The following is a 19,310-nucleotide window of genomic DNA, read 5'->3' as shown; positions in this document are numbered from 1 at the left end:
GAATTCACGACGTGCGGGGACGGGGTTCGTCCAACGCCCAACACATTGAGGAACCGCAAAATGTCAGCACTTGCCTCGACGCCACTCGTCGAACTGCGCCAGGTCGTCAAGCACTACCCGCTTGGGGAAGGGCAGATCACGGCGCTCAAGTCCGTCGACATCACGATTCATCCGGGCGAATTCGTCGCCATCTGGGGGCCGTCCGGCTCGGGAAAGTCGACGCTGTGCAATCTGGTCGGCCTGCTCGACACGCCGTCGTCGGGCACGCTGCTGTTCAACGGCAGGAACGCTGCGCTGCTGTCGGACGATCAGCGCAGCGAGGCGCGCAACCGGGCGATCGGATTCATCTTTCAGGGCTTCAACCTGGTGCCGGTGCTGTCGGCGCTCGAAAACGTGATGCTGCCGCTGCAGATCGGCCGGCACGGGCCCGGTTCGGCGCGCGAGATGGCGTTCACGCGGCTGAACGAAGTCGGTCTCGCGAGCCACGCGTCGCACCGGCCGGCGAAGCTGTCGGGCGGCCAGCAGCAGCGCGTGGCGATCGCGCGCGCGCTGATCACGCGCCCCGCGCTCGTCGTCGCGGACGAGCCGACCGCCAATCTCGACTCGGAGAACGCGCACCGGATCATCGACCTGATGCGCCAGATCAGCAAGCGGGAAGGGACGACCTTCATCTTCTCCACGCACGACGAGCGGCTGCTCGATCGCGTCGACCGCCGCATCATGATGCGCGACGGCGCGATCGTCGAGGACCGGCGCGTCGGCGCGGAAAAACGTTCGACAACGGGGGTGCAGTCATGATGACCTGGATCAAGCTCGCGCTCAGGAACCTGTTCCGCAACGGCAGGCGCTCGCTGTTCACGATCCTCGCGATCGGCGTGGGATTCCTCGCGGTCAATACGCTCGGCGGATTCACGCGCTACATCTTCACGAGCCTGAAGGACAGCTACATCTATGCGGAAGCGAACGGCCACCTGACGGTGTTCAAGTCGGGCTTTCTCGACCACGGCAAGCTGGAGCCGACGAAGTACCTGTTGAGCGACGGCGACGTGGCGGCGATGCGGAAGATTCTCGCGCGGCATCCCGAGGTGGTCGTCGTGACACCGCAGCTGCAGATATCGGGCCTGCTCAGCAACGGCAAGGTGTCGACGATCTTCATCGCGCCGGGTCGGGTGCCGTCGGACATCCAGGCGATCGCGAGCCATGCGGTCGGCGTGATGGGGAAGGCGAAGCTGTACGACGGCGCGCCGCTGTCCGACCAGCTCAGTTACGGCATCGGCGTCGCGCACGGCCTCGCGAAGCAGCTGAACCTGAAGCTCGGTTCGAGCGCGGTCGCCATGTCGCCGACCATCTCCGGCCAGATCAACGCGCTCGACGCCCAGCTCGTGCAACTGATCGATGCGCCCGACGAAGCGCTCGACGGCACGTTCGCGGCCGTGCCGCTGAAGTTCGCGCAGGACCTGTACGACACGACGAGCGTCGATCGCCTGACGGTGCTGCTCAGGAACGACGACGCGACCGTTGCGATGCGCGAGACGCTGGCCGGCGAGTTCGCGGAGGCCGGGCTGAGCGTGGACGTGCGGACGTGGAACGACCTGTCGCCGTTCTACACGAAGGTGAAGAAGATGTTCAACGTGATCTTCTTCATCACGTTCCTGATCGTATTCACGATCGTCGTGATGAGCATCGTCAACACGATCTCGATGGCCATCATGGAGCGCACCCGCGAGATCGGCACGCTGCGCGCGCTCGGCGTGAAGCGCCAGGGGATCGTCGGGCTGTTCGCGCTCGAAAGCCTGATGCTGGGCGCGTTCGGCGCCGTGCTCGGGGTCGTCCTGAACCTGGCCGTGCTCGGCGCGGTCGGCTACTTCCAGCCGACCTGGGTGCCGCCGCAGGTGAGCCGGCAGATCCCGCTGCAGATCTATCTCGTGCCGGACTACTGGCTGTACAGCGTGCTGCTGCTGCTGTGCCTGTCGCTGCTGTCGGCGCTGCTGCCGGCGCGCAAGGCGGCGCGGATGGTGATCGTCGGCGCGCTGGCGTATGCGTGACCGCACTTCGGGGAGACAGACATGAAGCGACTTCGCTACATCGTGCCCATCCTGACGGGGCTGTTCGTGAGCACCAGCGCGCCGGCCTCGCTGAGCACGCGGGACATCCTGAAAGCGGCCGACGAGGCGCGCGGCAACGTCGCGGGCGTCGCGTGGCAGGTGACGATCGAATCGACCGAGAACGAGCAGGTGATGGATACGATGGTGTACGACATCAAGGCGCGCGGCTTCGACGTGTCCGGCATGAGTCTCGCGCCGCCGAAATACAAGGGCGAGAAACTGCTGATGCTCAACACCGCGATGTGGTTCTACAAGCCCGGGCTCAGCAAGCCGGTGCCGATCTCGCAGCGGCAGAAGCTGCTCGGCGATGCGGCCTACGGCGACATCGCGGCGACGAATTACGCAGACAACTACGAGGCCGCGCAGCTTCCCGACGACGACGTAAGCGGTGAGGATTGCTATGTGTTCGACTTGAAGGCGAAGAACGACAAGACCACCTACGACCGGATCAAATACTGGGTGTCGAAGAAGCGCCTCGTGGGCATCAAGGCGAAGTATTACACCGTGTCGGGCAAGGAGTTCAAGTCGTCGACGATGAACTACGACAACGTCGTGCGGGTGTCGGGCGCGAGCAGGCCGTTCATCTCGAAGATCACGCTGCGCGGCGAGCTGATGAACGGCTCGATCACCTATCTGAGCCTGCGCAATCCGCGCGTCGAGCCGTTGCCGGACTACGTGTTCGACCTGAATCTGTTCATGCGATAGCGATAGCGATAACGCCAACGATAGCGGGAGCGAGAGCGGAGTTGCTGCATCGGACCGAAGCGGCCGATATCGGGGTGTCGCGGCTGCCGGTGCGGTGACGGAGTGAGACAACGCTGATGCGGAGAAGAGATGAACACGCCAATTGCAATTGTGGGAATGGCATGTCGCCTGCCGGGCGGCGTGCGTCATCCGGATGAACTCTGGGAGTTGCTGGTCGAGGAAAGGGATGCGGTCACAGAGGTTCCGCCGGAGCGCTTCGGTACCGAGTTTTACCGGCATCCCGCGAAGCGCGAGCCCGGCAAGAGCTACACGTTCGCCGCCGGCGTGATCGGCGACGTCATGGAATTCGACGCCGCGTTCTTCGGCATCTCGCCGCGTGAAGCGGCGCAGATGGACCCGCAGCAGCGCCTGCTGCTCGAACTGGCGTGGGAAACGTTCGAGAATGCGGGGCGCCGGCCCGCCGACATGACCGGCAGCAACTGCGCGGTGTTCATCGGCGTATCGAGCAAGGACTACGGCGACCGCAACACCGACGACCTGAGCATCATCGATGCGTATTCGGCGACCGGCAACACGATCAGCATCGTGTCGAACCGGATCTCCTACCTGTTCGACCTGCGCGGGCCGAGCATGTCGATCGACACGGCCTGCTCGTCGTCGCTGGTGGCCGTCCACCAGGCATGCATGTCGATCGGCGCGGGCGAAGCCGACGCCGCGCTCGCGGGCGGCGTGAACCTGCTGCTCCATCCGTATCCGTTCATCGGCTTCTCGAAGGCGTCGATGCTGTCGCCGACGGGCCGCTGCCGCGCGTTCGACGCGTCGGGCGACGGCTACGTGCGATCCGAGGGCGGCGCGCTCGTGCTGCTGAAGCGTCTCGACAAGGCGATCGCCGACGGCGACACGATCCATGCGGTGATCGTCTCGTCGGGCGTGAACTCGGACGGCCATTCGCAAGGCGGGATCAACGTGCCGGCGTCGGCGACGCAGGCGGCGCTGCTGGAGCAGGTCTGCGCGCGCGGCGGCGTGGACCCGCGCGACATCAGCTATGTCGAGGCGCACGGCACCGGCACGGCGGTCGGCGATCCGACCGAAGCCCGCGCGCTGAGCGAGGTGCTCGGCCGCGGGCGCGATCCTGGCCACCCGCTGATGATCGGCTCGGTGAAAAGCAACCTCGGGCACCTCGAGCCGGCCTCCGGCATGGCCGGCCTGCTGAAGGCCGTGCTGTGCCTGAAGCACCGGGCAGTGCCGGCGACGATCCATTTCCGCACGCCCAATCCGAACATCGACTTCGACGGCGGCGGGCTGCGGGTCGTCGACCGGTATACGCCGCTTTCCGGCAGCGGGCATCCGCTGACGGTCGGCGTCAATTCGTTCGGGTTCGGCGGGACCAACGCGCACGTGCTGCTGCGCGAAGCCGACGCCGGGCCGGATGCCGCGCCACGCGCGCCGTTGGCGCCGGAGCATGCCGGCTTGCCGCCGCTCATGCTCGGCGCACGCTCGCCGAAGGCGCTCCACGCGCTTGCCGGCGCGTACAAGGCGCGTGTCGAGGCGGGCGAGTCGTGGGCCGCGCTCGCGGCCGGCGCCGCGCACCGGCGTGAGTGGCTGGCCCATCGCGCGGTCGTCGGCCCAGCCAGCGTCGACGAGGGCATCGACGCGCTCGACGCGCTGTCGCGGGGCGAAGGCGCGCCATCGGTCGTCACCGGCGAGGTGCCCGACGGCGGCGGAAAGCTCGCGCTCGTGTTCTCGGGCAACGGCGCGCAATGGGCGGGGATGGGGCAGCGCCTGTTCGAAGAGGACGTGCATTTCCGCGCGGCGCTGACCGAGCTCGACGTGCTGTGGCGGGCAGACGGCAGCCCGTCGCTCGTCGAACAGCTGCGCGGCGGCGTGACGGCCGAGCATCTGGCGGCGACCGAGTACGCGCAGCCGCTTCTTTTCGCCGTTCAATTCGGCGTGCTGAGCGTGCTGCTGCAGCGCGGCCTGCAATTCGACGCCTGCTTCGGTCACAGCGTCGGCGAGATCGCCGCGGCATGGGCGGCCGGCGCATTGACGCTCGACCAGGCGATCCACGTGATCAAGGTCCGCAGCGGCGCCCAGGCGCAAACCCGCGGCACCGGCAAGATGGCGGCGGTGGGGCTCGACGAGGCGGCGGCCCGTCAATTGATCGACACGCTCGGGCTCGGGGGCGAACTCGTCATCGCCGGGGTCAACAGCCCGCAGTCCGTCACGCTCGCCGGCGCGCCGCAGGCGCTCGACGCGGTGCAGGCGGTGATGCTCGAGCGCGGGCAGTTCTTCCAGATCCTCGATCTCGACTATGCGTTCCACAGCGACCGGATGGACCCGATCCGTGCGCTCGTCTTCGACGGTCTCGACGATCTTCGCCCGCACGAGTCGCAGTGCCTGTTCGCATCGTCGGTGACGGGCAGCCTGCTGTCCGGGCAGGCGCTGGACGCGGCGTACTGGTGGCGCAACATTCGCGAGCCGGTGCGCTTTGCCGATGCGACGCGCGCGTTGCTCGACGCCGGCGTGCGGATCTTTCTGGAGATCGGCCCGCATCCGATCCTGCGCACCTATCTCACGCAGACGATCGACGACGCGAAGGTCGGCGGGCGATCGCTGCCGACGCTGATCCGCAATCAGGACGGCGCGGCGGAACTCGCCCGCGCGCTGTACGCGGCGCTCGCCAACGGCGCGCGCGTCGATCTGGCGGCGCTCGTGCCGGCCGAGCCGGACGGCGCGCACGCGGCGTTGCCGAATTATCCGTGGCAGCGCGAGCGGCACGAAGTGGAACAGACCTCGGAGGGATACCGCCTGATTCATCGCCGCCGCGCGCACCCGTTGCTCGGCTATCGGCTGAAGGACCACGCGGCGGCCTGGGAAAACCAGATCGATCCGGTCAGCATGCCGATGCTCGCCGACCACGTCGTCGACGGAGGCATCACGTTCCCTGGCGCGGGCTACGCGGAAATGGCGATCGCCGCCGCGCAGATCCATTTCGGCACGCCTGCCTGCGGGATCGAGAACCTCGAGATCCGCGCGCCGGTCGTGTTTCAGCCGCAGCAGTCGAAGCTGTTCCGCCTGACGATCGACACGCAGACCTCCGGCTTCGTCATCGAGACGCGCGGCCGCCTGTCGGACGAACCGTGGACGGTCAACGTCACGGGACGCCTGTTCCGGATCGGCGCTACGCCGGCCGTGCCGCTGGTGCCGGCTGAAACGCTGGCCGGTTTCGACACGCAGCCGCCGCTTGATGCGGCATCGCTCTACGATGCCGCGGCGGCGATCGGGCTCGGTTACGGGGACACCTTCCGTTGGGTGACGTCGCTGCGCCTGCTGCCGGGCGCGGTGCTCGCCGAGCTGGAGATGCCTGCGGCGCTGGCGGGCACGTTGCCGGATTACGCGCTGCACCCGGCCGCGATGGACAGCGGTTTTCATCCGCTGTTTGCGCTGCTCGCGGAAGAGGCGTGGGCCGGGGCGGCGTCTGCGGCCTACGTGCCGGTGCAGATGGGCCGCATCGCGTTCTTCGGCGGCGATCCGGTGCGGCGCGTGCTGGTGCGGATCGTGCGGCGCAGCCCGCATTCGCTCGTCGCGTCGTTCACTTACATGGACAGCGACGCGAAGGTCGTTGCGACGATCGACGCGTGCCGCTTCCGGCGCGTCGATTTCACCGGCCGTCACAAGGCGGAGCCCGGCCGCTATACGTTCACCGCGCTGGCCCGGCCGTATGACGAAGATCTCAGCGCGGCGGGCCTGCCCGATCCCGCGCGGCTCGTCGAGGCGTCCTGCGCCGCGGTGTCGGCGCAGGAAGACGCGCAACAGCGCGCGACCCACCTGACGCAGGTCATGCCGCTGTTCGACGTGCTGGCCGCGAGCTTCGCGCTGCGCGCGGTCGAGGCGATCGGCGCGATCGGCGCCGCGCCGCCGCCGGCCACGCACAACCGCGCGCTGTTCGAGCGGCTCGTCGCAATGCTCGTCGAGGACGGCGTGCTGGCGGTCGTCGACGGTCGGCTCGAGCGGGGTGAGGAAACGCTGCCGTCGATCGAGGATCTGTGGCGCGGGCTGCTCGCGCTGTCGCCCGCGCACGTCGCGGAACTGACGTTGCTCGCGCACTGCGGCGCGGCGCTGCCCGCCGTGCTGGCGGGCGAGACGGCCGCGGACGCGGTGCTGCCGCACGGGCATGGCGATCTGGTCGACCACCTGCACGATGCGTCGCCGAGCGGGGCGCACGCGAACGCCGTGGCGCGTGCGTGCGTCGAAGCCGCGGTCGACGCGTGGCGCGACGACCGGACGCTGACGGTGCTCGAAGTCGTCACGCCGGGCACGGGGCTCTTTCAGCCGCTCGCGCCGCAGGTGCAGGCGCGGTGCGATTACGCGGTCGCCGGCAGCGCGGAGCAGCTCGCGTCGGTCGACGCCGCCGTGTATCCGCTGATACGCACCGTCGAGCTGGATACCACCGACGGATTCGCGCTCGCGACCGAGGCGGGCCGTCCCGCGCGCTACGACGTGGTGGTCGTCAGGAACATGCTGCGCGCCGGCGGCGAAGCGGCACGGCTGTTGCAGGCTGCCCGCGCATGGCTGGCGCCCGGCGGCATCCTGCTCGCTGTCGAAAGCCAGCCGAGCCGCTTTTCGGACATCGTGTTCGGCCTCGACGCCGACGCGTGGGCGCACGAACGCTGCGGATTGCTCGAGGCGGGCGCGATCGAGACGCTGCTGAACGCAGAGGGGTTTGACCATGTTGTGCTTCATTCCGAGACTGACCTCGAGATCGAGGGGACGCCGGTCGTCATCGCGGCACGGCGGCACGAGGGCGATGCACCTGCGGCACGTGTCGATGCCGAACCGGCGTGGTGGCACGTGGTCGCTGGCGGGGCCGCACAGCGCGCATTGGCGGACGACCTCGCCGGCGCATTGCAGGCCAAGAACCAGGCCGTGACGTGTGGTGAACACGCGGCGCTCGCGGACGAATGGGCGGCGCTCGAGCAGGCGGCCGGCAATCGTGCGCGCCATGTCGTGTTCGTCGCGGCGTCGGCAGACGGCGTGCCGCCCGGCGCGGACGGCGCGGCGATGATGGACGCGCAGGAAAGCACGGCGATCGCGCTCGCCCAGCTGGCCCGCGCGCTCGTGCAACTGCCGCGGCAGGGGGATCTCTGCCTGTGGATCGTGACGAGCGGCGGCGCGCCATTGGCCGCCGGGCCGGACGGCGTGGCGGCGCGGCCTGAGCAGGCGACGCTGTGGGGATTCGCGCGGGTCCTGATGAACGAGCATTCCGAGCTGCATTGCCGGCTGGTCGACATCGAGCCGGGCTGCGCCGCGCCCCCCGCGCGGCTCGTGCGCGAGCTGCTGTCGCAGCAGAGCGGGGACGAGACGCTGCTCGCGTCGGGCGGCCGCTACGTCACGCGCATGGCGCCCGCCGCGCTGCGGGACCTGCGCGGCGAGTGGCGCGCTGCGTCCGCTTCGGCGCGGCCGGCGTATCTGGGCTTCGAGGCGCCGGGGTCGCTGCGGAACCTGCGCTGGTTCCCGCTGCCGGAGTGCGACCTCGGCGCGGATGAGGTGGAGATCGAGCCGGTTGCCGCCGGCCTCAATTTCCGCGACGTGATGTATGCGATGGGGCTGCTGTCGGACGAGGCAGTCGAGAACGGCTTTGCCGGGCCGACCGTCGGCATGGAAGTGTCCGGCCGGATCGTGCGCGCGGGGCGCGACGTCGCCGGCTTCAAGGTGGGCGACGCGGTGCTGGGCTTCGCGCCGGCCTGCTTCGCGTCGCGCGTCAGGACACGCGTCAGCGCGATCGCGCTGAAGCCGGAGCGGCTGAGCTTCGACGAGGGCGCGACGATTCCGACCACGTTCTTCACCGTCTATTACGCGCTTCACCGGCTCGCGCAGCTGCGCGCCGGCGAGCGCGTGCTGGTGCACGGAGCGGCGGGCGGCGTCGGCATCGCGGCCGTCCAGCTCGCGAAGCATCTCGGCGCGGAAGTGTTCGCGACCGCGGGCAGCCGCGAGAAGCGCGAATTCGTGCGGCTGCTGGGGGCGGACCACGTGTTCGACTCGCGCAGCCTTGCGTTCGCGGACGAGATCCTGGCGAGCACGGAAGGGCGCGGCGTCGACGTCGTGCTCAACTCGCTCGCGGGCGAGGCGATGGTGCGCAGCATCGACGTTCTGCGTCCGTTCGGGCGCTTCCTCGAGCTGGGCAAGCGGGACTTCTACGAGAACACGCGCATCGGCCTGCGTCCGTTCCGCAACAACATCAGTTACTTCGGCATCGATGCCGACCAGTTGATGCGCGAGTCGCCCGAGCTGACCTCGCAGCTCTTCAACGAGGTGCTGGACCTGATCGCCGACGGCACGCTGCACGCGCTGCCGTATCGGGTCTTTCCCGCCGAGCGTGCGGAGGACGCGTTCCGCTACATGCAGCAGGCCCGGCAGATCGGCAAGATCCTGCTGAGTTTCCGCGGCGGTGTTCCCGCGCCGCAGGCGGCGCCGGGCGGCACGCTGCAGCTCGAGCCGCGCGCGACCTACCTGGTGGTCGGCGGCACCAGCGGCCTCGGCTTTGCGACCGCCGCGTGGCTGGTCGAGAAGGGCGCGCGGCACGTCGTGCTCGCGAGCCGGTCGGCGACGCTCGCGCCGGAACTGGCCGCGCAGGCGCGGCGCTGGACCGAGGCGATGGGCGTGACGCTCACGCTGTCGTCGTGCGACGTCACCGACGCCGCGGCAGTCGCGCGGCTCGTCGAGAAGATCGACGGCGCGAGCACGCCGCTCAAGGGCGTCGTGCATTCGGCGCTGTCGATCGCCGACGGCCTGATCGCGAACCTCGACGATGCGCGCATGCGCGGCGTGATGGCGCCGAAGGTGGCCGGCGCGTGGAACCTGCATCGGGCCACTGCGGGCCGCGCGCTGGATTTCTTCGTCGTGTACTCGTCTGCCACGACGTTCCTCGGCAATCCGGGGCAGTCGAACTACGTCGCCGCGAACGCGTTCCTCGAATCGCTCGTGCGGCTGCGCCGCGCATCGGGGCTGCCGGCCTGCTTCATGGCGTGGGGGCCGATCGACGACGTCGGCTTCCTCGCACGCAACCGCCAGACGCGCGATGCGCTCGAGGCGCGCATCGGCGGCCGCTCGATCACGTCGCGCGAGGCGATGTCGGCGCTGGAGCGCGTGCTGCTCGCGGGCGCGGCCGGCGAAGCCGTCGCGTGGCTCGACTGGGACGCGATCGCGAAGGTGATCCCGTCCGCGCGTTCGGAGCGGTATGTCGAGATGCGCGGCCGCGATCAGCGCGATGCGCAGCGGGCCGAGGGCGGGAGCCTGCGCGAAGACATCCTGGGGCTGGCGCCGGACGACGCCCAGGCGGTCGTCGCCGAGGCGCTTCGCGCCGAAGTCGCGCGGATCCTGAACATGACGGCGGCGAAGATCGATCCGGACCGCTCCGTGCTCGAGCTCGGGATGGACTCGCTGATGGGCATGGAGCTGCGCATGGCGGTCGAGGAATGCTTCCAGGTCAAGCTGTCCGTGATGATGCTCGCGCAGGGCGCGACCGTGAATTCGATCGCGCGCAGGATCGTCGAGCTGATCCAGGCGGATGCCCGGCCCGAGCGTCCGGACGCCGAACTGGAGGAGCAGGTGGCCGCGCTGGCGGCCGCGCACGCGGTCGAGCTGACGGACGCCGATATCAGGGAGACCGCGGACGGCGCGCGGCAGGCGGCGCTCAACGAGGAGGGCGGCCGTTGACGCGCGCGGCGGGTGACGTGCGACAACGGATGCGGCGGCGGTGTCGCGAGGCCGGCCGGCGCGCGGCGCCGCCGGCCCGGCTCGCGCCGGCGCGCCGGCATGGCTAACGGGCAGGAGATCGGAGGACGATATGGGATTGGGTCAGCAACTCAGGCAGCAGCTCGCCGCGAAGGCGCTCAAGCGTCAACTCGACCGGGTGAGCAACGACGTCGGCGGCGTGGTGCCGGCCGTGTACGAAGCGCCCGGTTCGCCGGCGCCGGGCGGGCGCGCGCCCGCGCCCGGCGCGGCCGATCTGGCGGCGATGTGCCGTTTCGACACGATGCCGGGTTATCAGCAGGTGGCGATCCTGAGGCAAATGCGCGAGCAGCTGCGCATCGCGTCGCCGTTCTTTCGCGTGCATGACGGCGTTGCCGGCGCGACGACGCAGATCGGCGACAAGACCTACGTGAATTTCGCGAACTACAACTATCTCGGCTTCTCGGGATCGGCCGACGTGTCGGCGCGCGCGAAGGCCGCGATCGACCAGTTCGGCACGTCCGCGTCGGCGAGCCGCATGGTGGCCGGCGAGCGGCCGGTTCATGCCGCGCTGGAGCGCGCGCTGGCGGCGCTCTACGACGTCGACGACTGTGTCGCGTTCGTGAGCGGCCATGCGACGAACGTGACGGTCATTGGCGCGTTGTTCGGCCCGTCGGACCTCGTCGTACACGACGCGCTCGCGCACAACAGCGTCGTGCAGGGCGCGCAGTTGAGCGGTGCGAAGCGGCTGACCTTTCCGCACAACGACTGGCAGGCGCTCGACGAACTGCTCGCGCGCGTGCGGGGCGACTACCGGCGCGTGCTGATCGCGATCGAAGGGCTGTACAGCATGGACGGCGACTACCCGCAGCTCGACCGTTTCATCGAGATCAAGCGCCGGCACGCGGCGTTCCTGATGGTGGACGAGGCGCATTCGCTGGGCGTGCTCGGCGAGACCGGCCGCGGCGTGCGCGAGCATTTCGGGATCGACGGGCGCGACGTCGACATCTGGATGGGCACGCTGAGCAAGACGCTCGGCGGGTGCGGCGGCTTCATCGCGGGCGAGCAGGCGCTGATCGACATCCTGCGCCATCTCGCGCCCGGCTTCCTGTACAGCGTCGGGCTCGCGCCGGCGCTCGCCGCCGCGTCGCTCGCGTCGATCGAGGGCATGCTGGCCGAGCCGCAGCGCGTCGCGCAGCTGCGCGAGCGCGGCCGCCAGTTCCTCGACGAGGCAGCCGGCATCGGCCTGAACACGGGTACGAGCGCCGGATATGCGGTGATCCCGGTGATCACCGGAAGCTCGCGCAAGGCCGTCGAGTGGTCGAACGCGCTCTTCGAGCGCGGGATCAACGTGCAGCCGATCTTCTATCCCGCCGTCGAGGAGAAGCTGGCGAGGCTGCGCTTCTTCATCTGCTCGACGCACACGTCCGATCATGTCCATGCCGCGATCGACGCGCTCGCCCGCGTCGCGGCCGGCAAGCCATGAAACGGCCAGCGGCGCGCCGCGCCGCGTGACAACAACCATCGGGAGCTCGACATGCTGGTTGCCGCTCGTTCATACACCGACCATGCCGCCGAAATCGACGATCTGTGCGGCACGCTTTTCGATCGCTGGTGCAAGCTGCGCAGCGTCATTCCGCTCGCGCACCTGATGCGCGGCTGGCCGCTCGCGATGGGCTCGAGCGGCACGCTGCGGCAACTGTCGGGCGCGCTGCAGAACCTGATCGACTGGCACGCGGAATCGCTGGACGGCATCGATCTGCGCCTCATCCACGCAGTCCTCGAGCTGGTCGGCGAGGCAACGCAATGACCGCCGCCGATTGACGCCAGGGGGCCGCACAGTGTGCATCCGTTTCGTGCGTGCGCGGCCCGGTCCGGACTACGTGTCGCCGCTGATGTCCGGGCCGTGCGATTCGCGCCCGGCCGACGAGATCCGTCCGAGCTGGAATATCGCGCCGGGCACCGTTCAACCGGTCATCTATCCGGCCGGCGTCACGCGTTGCGTGCGCTGGGGCTATCGCGGACGGCGGAGCGCGGGCAAGCGGCTGCGGACGATCATGGATGCCGCGGTGGGCGGCGCGGCCGGATCGATGTGGGCGCCGTGCTGGCGCGAGGGCCGCGTGATCGTGCCTTGCGACGGCTGGTTCGAATGGCTGCCGCAGGCGGACGGCAGCCAGCCTTACTTCATCCGGCGTCTCGATGCCGAGCCGCTGTTCATGGCCGCCGTGACGACGCTGTGCGCGGACGACGATGTGCGCGACGACGACGGCTTCATGATCGTCGTCGCGCCAGCCGGCAACGGCGTCGTCGACCGGCATGCGCGCCGGCCGGTCGTGTTTGCTGCGCCGGACGCGCGCGCGTGGATCGACGCGCATACGACGCCCGAGCAGGCGAGCCGTCTCGTGCATCGAGGCGCGCTGCCGGCGGACGCGTTCCTCTGGTTTCCGGTCAGCCGGGCGGTGAATCGCGCCGGCACGCAGGATGGACCGGCGCTGATCGCGCGTGCGGCATCGCGCATCTAGCGCGTCGCGGAATCGGCCGCAGCTTCATCGCCGGTCGCGATCATGGCGATCTGCCCGTCGCGGACGATCTCGGCGAGCGGCATTGGCCGGCCGAGCAGGAAGCCCTGGGCTTCATCGCATCCTTCTTCCGCGAGCAGCGCGAGCTGATCCGGCGTCTCGATCCCTTCGGCCAGGATCGGAATCCCCAGGCTCTTGCCGAGCGCGAGCACCGCGCGGACGATCGCGCGATCCCGCGGGCTGGTCGCCGCCCGGGTCACGAACGACTGGTCGAGCTTGATCTTGTCGAACGGGAACGCGCGCAGGATGTCGAGCGACGAATAACCGGTGCCGAAATCGTCCAGCGCGACGCTCACGCCCAGCGCCTTGATCTGCTGCAGCGTATGCAGCGCCCGCTCGCGGTCCGCGAAGATCGTCGACTCCGTCAGCTCCAGTTGCAGGCGCCGGGCAGGCAGGCCGGTCTCGTCGAGCACGTCGGCGACGAGCTGAGTCAGGTCGACGTGCATGAACTGCACGGCCGACACGTTGACCGCGACCGTGTACGGCGGCTGCCAGGACGCGGCCGTCCGGCACGCGTCGCGCAGCACCCATTCGCCGATCGTCAGGATCAGGCCGTTTTCCTCGGCGAGCGGGATGAACCCGGATGGCGGAATGAGCCCGAGCGTCGGGTGCCGCCAGCGCAGCAGGGCCTCGAAGCCGCGAATCTCGCCGGTCGACAGCGATGTCTGCACCTGGTAGTGGAGGCTCAACTGGTTGCCGGCGAGCGCATCGCGCAGGTCGGCGGCCAGGCTGCGCCGAGCCCGCACCCGTTCGTCCATCGACGGCTCGTAGAAGCAGACGGCGCGTGTCATGCTGCCCTTGGCGCGGTACATGGCCAGGTCCGCGTTGTTGATGAGCGCCGCCTTGTCCGGTGCGTCGTCGGGGTAGATCGACACGCCGAAACTCGCGCCCGGCGCGACATCGTATTCGTCCAGCCGCACCGGCTTGTGAAGCGCGGTTTCGAGGCGGGACAGGAAATCCGGCAGGTCCGCGCCGTCCTCCATGCGGCAGATCGCCGCGAATTCGTCGCCGCCGACGCGCGCGACGAATTCGTTGGTCTCGAGCAGGTTCGTCATGCGCCGCGCGAGCACGCGGAGCACCTCATCGCCGCTATGGTGGCCGCGCAGGTCGTTGATTTCCTTGAATCGGTTCAGGTCGATCCCGATCAGCGCAAGCTGCCGGCCCCGCTGACGGGCGAGCGCGATTTCGTGGTCCAGGCGTTCGTTGAAGCTGCTCCGGTTCGGCAGGCCCGTCAGCATGTCGCTCAGCGCCATCCGGCGCAGGTGTTCGAGCGATTCGGCCCGCACGTTGCTGTCGATCAGGTAGCTCAGGAGCCCCGTGCAGACGATCACGAGCGACATGCCGGCAATCGCGAGCGCGAGCGTGTGCAGCGCGTCGGCGTCGGAAAACGCGCTGCCGACGTTCACGGGCGTGACGCTCAAGGCCGTCATGCCGGTGAAGTGAAGCGAGAGGATCGCGGCGGCGAGCGTGCCGGCCATGTGGTTGACTGCCTGCGGGTCCGGCCGCATCGCAAGGTGCAGCGCGACGGCCGACAGCGCGATGGACAGCAGGATCGATGCGCAGAGGTAGCCGATGTCCCAGGACACGATGCCCTGCAGCCGCCACGCGATCATGCCGGTGTAGTGCATCAGGGCAATCGACACGCCGACGATCGCGCCGCCCAGCGCCGGCGTGAAACGCGTGAGGCGGGTGCCCGCCAGGATGAAGCCGATGGTGCTGCCGCCGACCGCGATGAGCAGCGAGACGATCGTCAGGGCGGCGTTGAAGCCGATCGGCACATCCGCCTTGAAACCGAGTATCGCGACGAAGTGCGTGCACCAGATCGCCACGCCGGCCGAGATGGCCGCGAGGACGTGCCAGCCGATCTTCTGCGCGCCGGTCGTGTTGGCGGTGCGCAGGAACAGCCGTGCCGTGACCCACGAGCCCGCGCCGCACAGCAGCGCCGCGAGAATCACCAGCCAGATATTGTGCCTATGAACGATGCACCCTAGTACTGTCATCACGACAACGTGCCCTTTCGCATGGTTTCGTCGACCTGTGGCCCGATTGGCCTGCGCAATGCATTGCCTGCGTCACGGGCGATGAATTTTCTTGACTGCTTTCGCTGATTGTTTTTTCAGACCTTTTCAAATCATCCCGTCAGGGGATCGGGTCGTTGTGCGCGGCGAGGGCAGGGAACTTAACCCATCAATGGGCAATGCAAACGCTTCTAAACAATATTTAACGAATTCGCGGGCTGCGCTTTGAATGACAGGCGTGACATCGCATGTCATATGCGGGTGCAACGCAATGTTTCACGAATAACCCTAATTCGAGTGTGCTTATTTGCCGAAAACCTGATTGGGCAGGTGTACGTGCCCGCAACCTCAAGGAGAAGTTCATGAACGTCGGTTCTGTCGGCAGTAACCCGGTGACGCAGCAAGTCCATTCCGCGCAAGCCAAGGTGGCGCAGCGCGGCTCGTCCCCGGAAGCGCGTGAAGTGGGTCCGGACGTTGACGGCGACGGCGACGATGCCGGCGCAAAGGCGGTCAAGGCCACCGCGCAGCAACCGGCAGCGGCGACCGTCAACGCCAGCGGCCAGAAAGTGGGATCCGTCATCAACGTGACGGCCTGAGCCCGTCACGAACCTCGCCCGCTTTGCAAGCGGGCGTCTTTGTCCGGACGGCACGCGCTGCTCGGTACCGGGCATGGGCGGGCGCCGTTCGTTGTCGTTCGGATTCGGTCGCGTGACGGCAAGCGCGGGGCGGTGAGCGCCCGAGCGGAAGGTGCCGCGTCTTTCATGGCTCGCGGCGGGGCCGTTGGCTGTCCGACCGCCACGACGCCCGGACGCCGGACGTCATCGGGGCGAGGCGACGCGCTGCCAACGTTACAGCGGGATGCTTCAGCGAGGCGCGGTCACTTCAATGCCGCCTCGGGCGCCGAAGCGATCGCTTCGGCCGCGATGCAGACGCGGTTTCTTCCCAGGGATTTGGCTTCATACACCGCCAGATCCGCCACCCGGATCAGCGCGTCCCCGCCGTGGACGGCAGGATGGGCAGACGATGAAACGCCGATGCTGACCGTGACGTAGCCGAAGCGGCTTTTCACATGCGCGACATGCATGTCACGGATGCCTTGCCGAATCTTCTCCGCGACCATTGCGGCGCCGTCGACGGCGGTCTCCGGGAGAATCACGACGAACTCCTCGCCGCCGTAACGTGCCACATGATCGGACGGGCGGGCAACGCATGCGGAGATGCAACATGCGACCGCCTTCAATGCCCGATCGCCGGACTGGTGGCCGTAATGATCGTTATAGGACTTGAAGTGGTCGATGTCGATGAAGAGCAGTGACAGAGGCCTTCCCGTGCGCTGCGTGTTCGCCCATTCCTGACTCAATACCTCGTCGAACGCGCCGCGGTTCTCGAGCCCGGTCAGCGCATCCCGACGGGCCAGTCTCTGCAGGTCGCATTCGGCGCGCTGGCGTCGGCGAAGCTCGCGAGCCAGCAACAGTGTGCCAGCCCAGATGACCACGGAGAACAGCACCATGAACCCGGTCAGCCATTCGGCGCGGGTACGCCAGCCGGCGAAAACGACGTTCCAGGCCGGGCCCGCGGCAACGACGAACGGCAATCCCGGGAGGCGCCTGTAGACATACAGCCGATGCACGCCATCGATGCGCGAGATTCCGGAGACGGCGTCGGACGGGCTGTGCGACAGGCCGGAAAAAACAGCGGAACCCTGAAGATTTTTTCCGACGGCGTCACGGTTATACGGAAGTCGCGCGATCAGCGTGCCATCGGTTGCCATGACGAAGATGGTCTCGTCGCGCCCTACCGAGAGCCCGTCAAACAAGTGATTGAAATAATCGATGCTCAATCGCCCGACGACAACGCCAGTCAACGACCCGTCCGGTCCATTAATACGGCGGCTCAGTGCGATGACTTTCTCGTGCGGCGGAAATTCGGACGGATACGGCAAACTGATATACAAGCCGGAATCGATTTTTTCCTTGTGGATCCGAAAAAAAGGCAATTCGGACCAGTCCACTCTATCCGCCGGGGCGCTGCCGGAATTCACCAGGAGTTTCCCGTTGGCATCCAGCACGGAAATCGGGCCGAGATATTTGGCCGATGCAGCGCGGTCGAAGAGCACCGGGTCTCGCAGATCGGCGGGCAATGACATGACGCGCGGATTGGTGGCGCCTTGGGCCGCGGCGCTCAGTGACAGATCGTAAAGCTCGATGCTTCGCAGAATGTCGCGCTCGAGCGCGGTCTCCAGCTGGCGAGCGTTTTGCACTTCGTTGTTGTAGGCGTCTTCCCGAGCCGCGAGCAGCATCGCGGCAAAGAACACGCACGTGCACAGCCACAGCAACCCCGCGCAACCGATGACCCCAATGGGCGTCAGAACCATGGACGCCGCCGCCCGTATGCTGCGGCTTGCGAACTTCAAATGTCGGGACATCGCTTTCTTTGTGAGCTGCCAGGTGGGGCCGAAGCGGGTGCAAATTTCAGAGCCTGCGCCGAATCATAGCAAAAGTCGCACCATGATTGATTCGAGTCAAATATGCATGCGAAGGTTAATTGACGCGCGTGGCAAGTCGATGTAAATGGCCTGATTGTTTCTCATGCCGCGCAGGACGGGCATTCGCCGGTGATCGATCGCCCGGTGGCGATGGCCTTTGCGGGCAGAGCGGGACCCCCTCGGTGGCGAGCGGAAGTGCATTGTCGCGGAGGGGCATAGTGGGCATAATTAATCACACCAAATCTGGCTTCCAACCCTTTCAGATGAAGAGCCGTGAACGCGTTGCCCCCGAGTCGACTGGCGAATCTTCAGCTCCCGAGCTGGCCGTGGATTCTTCGGTCAGTAAACAGCCGTCGCGATGGTATGTGCCGGTCAGGCTCAAATTCACGGTGGCCATTCTGTGCGCCGTGCTATGGAGCATTGCGTCGCTTTACCTCGGCCGGCGCTGGCTCGGGGACATGGCCGCCATATTCGGCGTGGTGCCCGCCTATCTGATTCTGTTTGGCGTGGCGATCCTGCCGGGTTTCATGAATGCCTTCCTCATCGCGAGCCTGCTGCTGGATCGCCGGCCATCGTTTCGCCCTCTGGCCGGGCCTTTGCCGGATCTCAGCATTCTGGTTGCCGCGTACAACGAAGAGGCGTGCATCGCGCAGACGCTCGAGAGCATCGCCAAACAGGAATATGCGGGCGCGCTGCAGGTGATCGTCATCAACGACGGCTCTTCCGACGGCACCGCTGCCGTGCTCGACCAGCTCGACTATCCGTGGCTCAGCGTCATCCATCTGCCCCGCAACCAGGGCAAGGCGCAGGCCCTGAACGAGGGGCTGAAGCACGTGCGATCCGCCATTACCGTGACGGTGGACGGCGATTCCTACCTGTATCGCAACGCGCTGGAGAATCTGGTGCGTCGTTACCTGAGCGATCCGCCTGATACGAGAGCCGTGGCGGGCGCCGTGCTGGTGCGAAATTCGCGCACCAACCTCGTCACGCGTATCCAGGAATGGGACTATTTTCATGGCATCGCCGCGATCAAGCGGCTGCAGAGTCTCTATCAAGGCACGCTTGTCGCGCAAGGGGCATTTTCCGCGTACGACACCGACCTGCTGCGACAGGTCGGGGGCTGGCCGGTGGCGGTGGGGGAGGACATTGTCCTGACCTGGGCGATCCTGAGCGCAGGGTATCGCGTCGGCTTCGCGGAAAATGCATGCCTGTTCACCAACGCGCCTGCCACGTGGCGCCAGTTCATTCGGCAGCGGCAGCGATGGTCGCGCGGCCTGATGGAAGCGTTCAAGGTGCATTGGCGGCTGCTGTTCAAACCCCGGATGACCACGCTGTTCATCTGGTGGAACCTGCTGTTTCCGTACATGGACCTCGCCTATACGCTGGCGTTCATACCCGGGCTGGTGCTGGCGTGTTTCGGCATCTACTGGATCGCGGGGCCCATGACCCTGCTGGTGCTGCCGATGGCGATGGTCGTCAACGGGATCATGTTTCATATCCAGGCGGGCATGTTCAGGGAGCAGCACCTGAAGGTGCGGCAGAATCCGCTGGGTTTTCTGTTCTACAGCTTGTTCTACGGGCTTGTGCTGCAGCCCGCCTGCGTGGTCGGCTACGTGCAGGAATTCATCACCCGCAGCAAGCGCTGGGGCACCAAATAATTCGAAACATATAAAACCAGGAAGGGACT

The 19,310-nt window shown here is 67.5% G+C and carries 11 protein-coding genes; 9 read left to right on the top strand and 2 right to left on the bottom strand.

The features are described from left to right. Nucleotides 1-60: 60 nt before the first annotated feature. From LIG30_RS08670 to LIG30_RS08640, 7 genes are all read left to right on the top strand, one after another. A complete protein-coding gene (locus tag LIG30_RS08670) occupies nt 61-798 on the top strand; it encodes an ABC transporter ATP-binding protein (RefSeq protein ID WP_038711310.1) in 738 nt (245 codons plus the stop codon). Then, complete coding sequence (locus tag LIG30_RS08665) at nt 795-2,045, top strand: ABC transporter permease (RefSeq protein ID WP_038711309.1); 1,251 nt, start codon at nt 795-797, stop codon at nt 2,043-2,045. The genes LIG30_RS08670 and LIG30_RS08665 overlap by 4 nt, the downstream gene beginning before the upstream one ends. A 21-nt stretch (nt 2,046-2,066) precedes the next feature. After that, entirely contained in the window at nt 2,067-2,810 is a 744-nt protein-coding gene (locus LIG30_RS08660) for an outer membrane lipoprotein-sorting protein (protein ID WP_038711308.1), read from the top strand. A gap of 129 nt (nt 2,811-2,939) precedes the next feature. Further along, nucleotides 2,940-10,526 (top strand): type I polyketide synthase, encoded by a 7,587-nt coding sequence (locus LIG30_RS08655; RefSeq protein ID WP_038711306.1) that lies wholly within the window; start codon nt 2,940-2,942, stop codon nt 10,524-10,526. Nucleotides 10,527-10,656: 130 nt separating this feature from the next. Continuing rightward, nucleotides 10,657-12,027: an aminotransferase class I/II-fold pyridoxal phosphate-dependent enzyme gene (locus tag LIG30_RS08650; protein ID WP_038711304.1), complete on the top strand. Its 1,371-nt coding sequence runs from the start codon at nt 10,657-10,659 to the stop codon at nt 12,025-12,027. Between the two features lie 51 nt (nt 12,028-12,078). Further along, nucleotides 12,079-12,351, top strand: a complete 273-nt coding sequence (locus LIG30_RS08645; RefSeq protein WP_051994924.1) for a hypothetical protein — start codon at nt 12,079-12,081, stop codon at nt 12,349-12,351. A gap of 31 nt (nt 12,352-12,382) precedes the next feature. Then, nucleotides 12,383-13,063 (top strand): SOS response-associated peptidase family protein, encoded by a 681-nt coding sequence (locus LIG30_RS08640; protein ID WP_051994923.1) that lies wholly within the window; start codon nt 12,383-12,385, stop codon nt 13,061-13,063. Here the strand turns inward: LIG30_RS08640 and LIG30_RS08635 are convergent. Further along, a complete protein-coding gene (locus LIG30_RS08635) occupies nt 13,060-15,120 on the bottom strand; it encodes a putative bifunctional diguanylate cyclase/phosphodiesterase (RefSeq protein ID WP_038711302.1) in 2,061 nt (686 codons plus the stop codon). The two genes, LIG30_RS08640 and LIG30_RS08635, sit on opposite strands and share 4 nt — an antisense overlap. 380 nt (nt 15,121-15,500) lie before the next feature. Between LIG30_RS08635 and LIG30_RS08630 the strand changes: the two genes are divergently transcribed. Beyond that, complete coding sequence (locus LIG30_RS08630) at nt 15,501-15,734, top strand: hypothetical protein (protein WP_152986043.1); 234 nt, start codon at nt 15,501-15,503, stop codon at nt 15,732-15,734. Nucleotides 15,735-16,015: 281 nt separating this feature from the next. On the opposite strand, the gene LIG30_RS08625 is transcribed toward LIG30_RS08630, so the two are convergent. Next, nucleotides 16,016-17,512 (bottom strand): sensor domain-containing diguanylate cyclase, encoded by a 1,497-nt coding sequence (locus LIG30_RS08625; protein WP_235510254.1) that lies wholly within the window; start codon nt 17,510-17,512, stop codon nt 16,016-16,018. A 437-nt stretch (nt 17,513-17,949) separates the two neighbouring features. On the opposite strand from LIG30_RS08625, the gene LIG30_RS08620 reads away from it, so the two are divergent. Continuing rightward, a complete protein-coding gene (locus tag LIG30_RS08620) occupies nt 17,950-19,281 on the top strand; it encodes a glycosyltransferase (RefSeq protein WP_051994922.1) in 1,332 nt (443 codons plus the stop codon). Nucleotides 19,282-19,310 lie beyond the last annotated feature (29 nt).

Origin of the sequence: Burkholderia sp. lig30 (genome assembly GCF_000687455.2) — a bacterium.
In the GTDB taxonomy this organism is placed as follows: domain Bacteria; phylum Pseudomonadota; class Gammaproteobacteria; order Burkholderiales; family Burkholderiaceae; genus Burkholderia.
The sequence above is the reverse complement of the archived record's forward strand: the minus strand, read 5'-3'. Positions and strand labels throughout refer to the sequence as shown.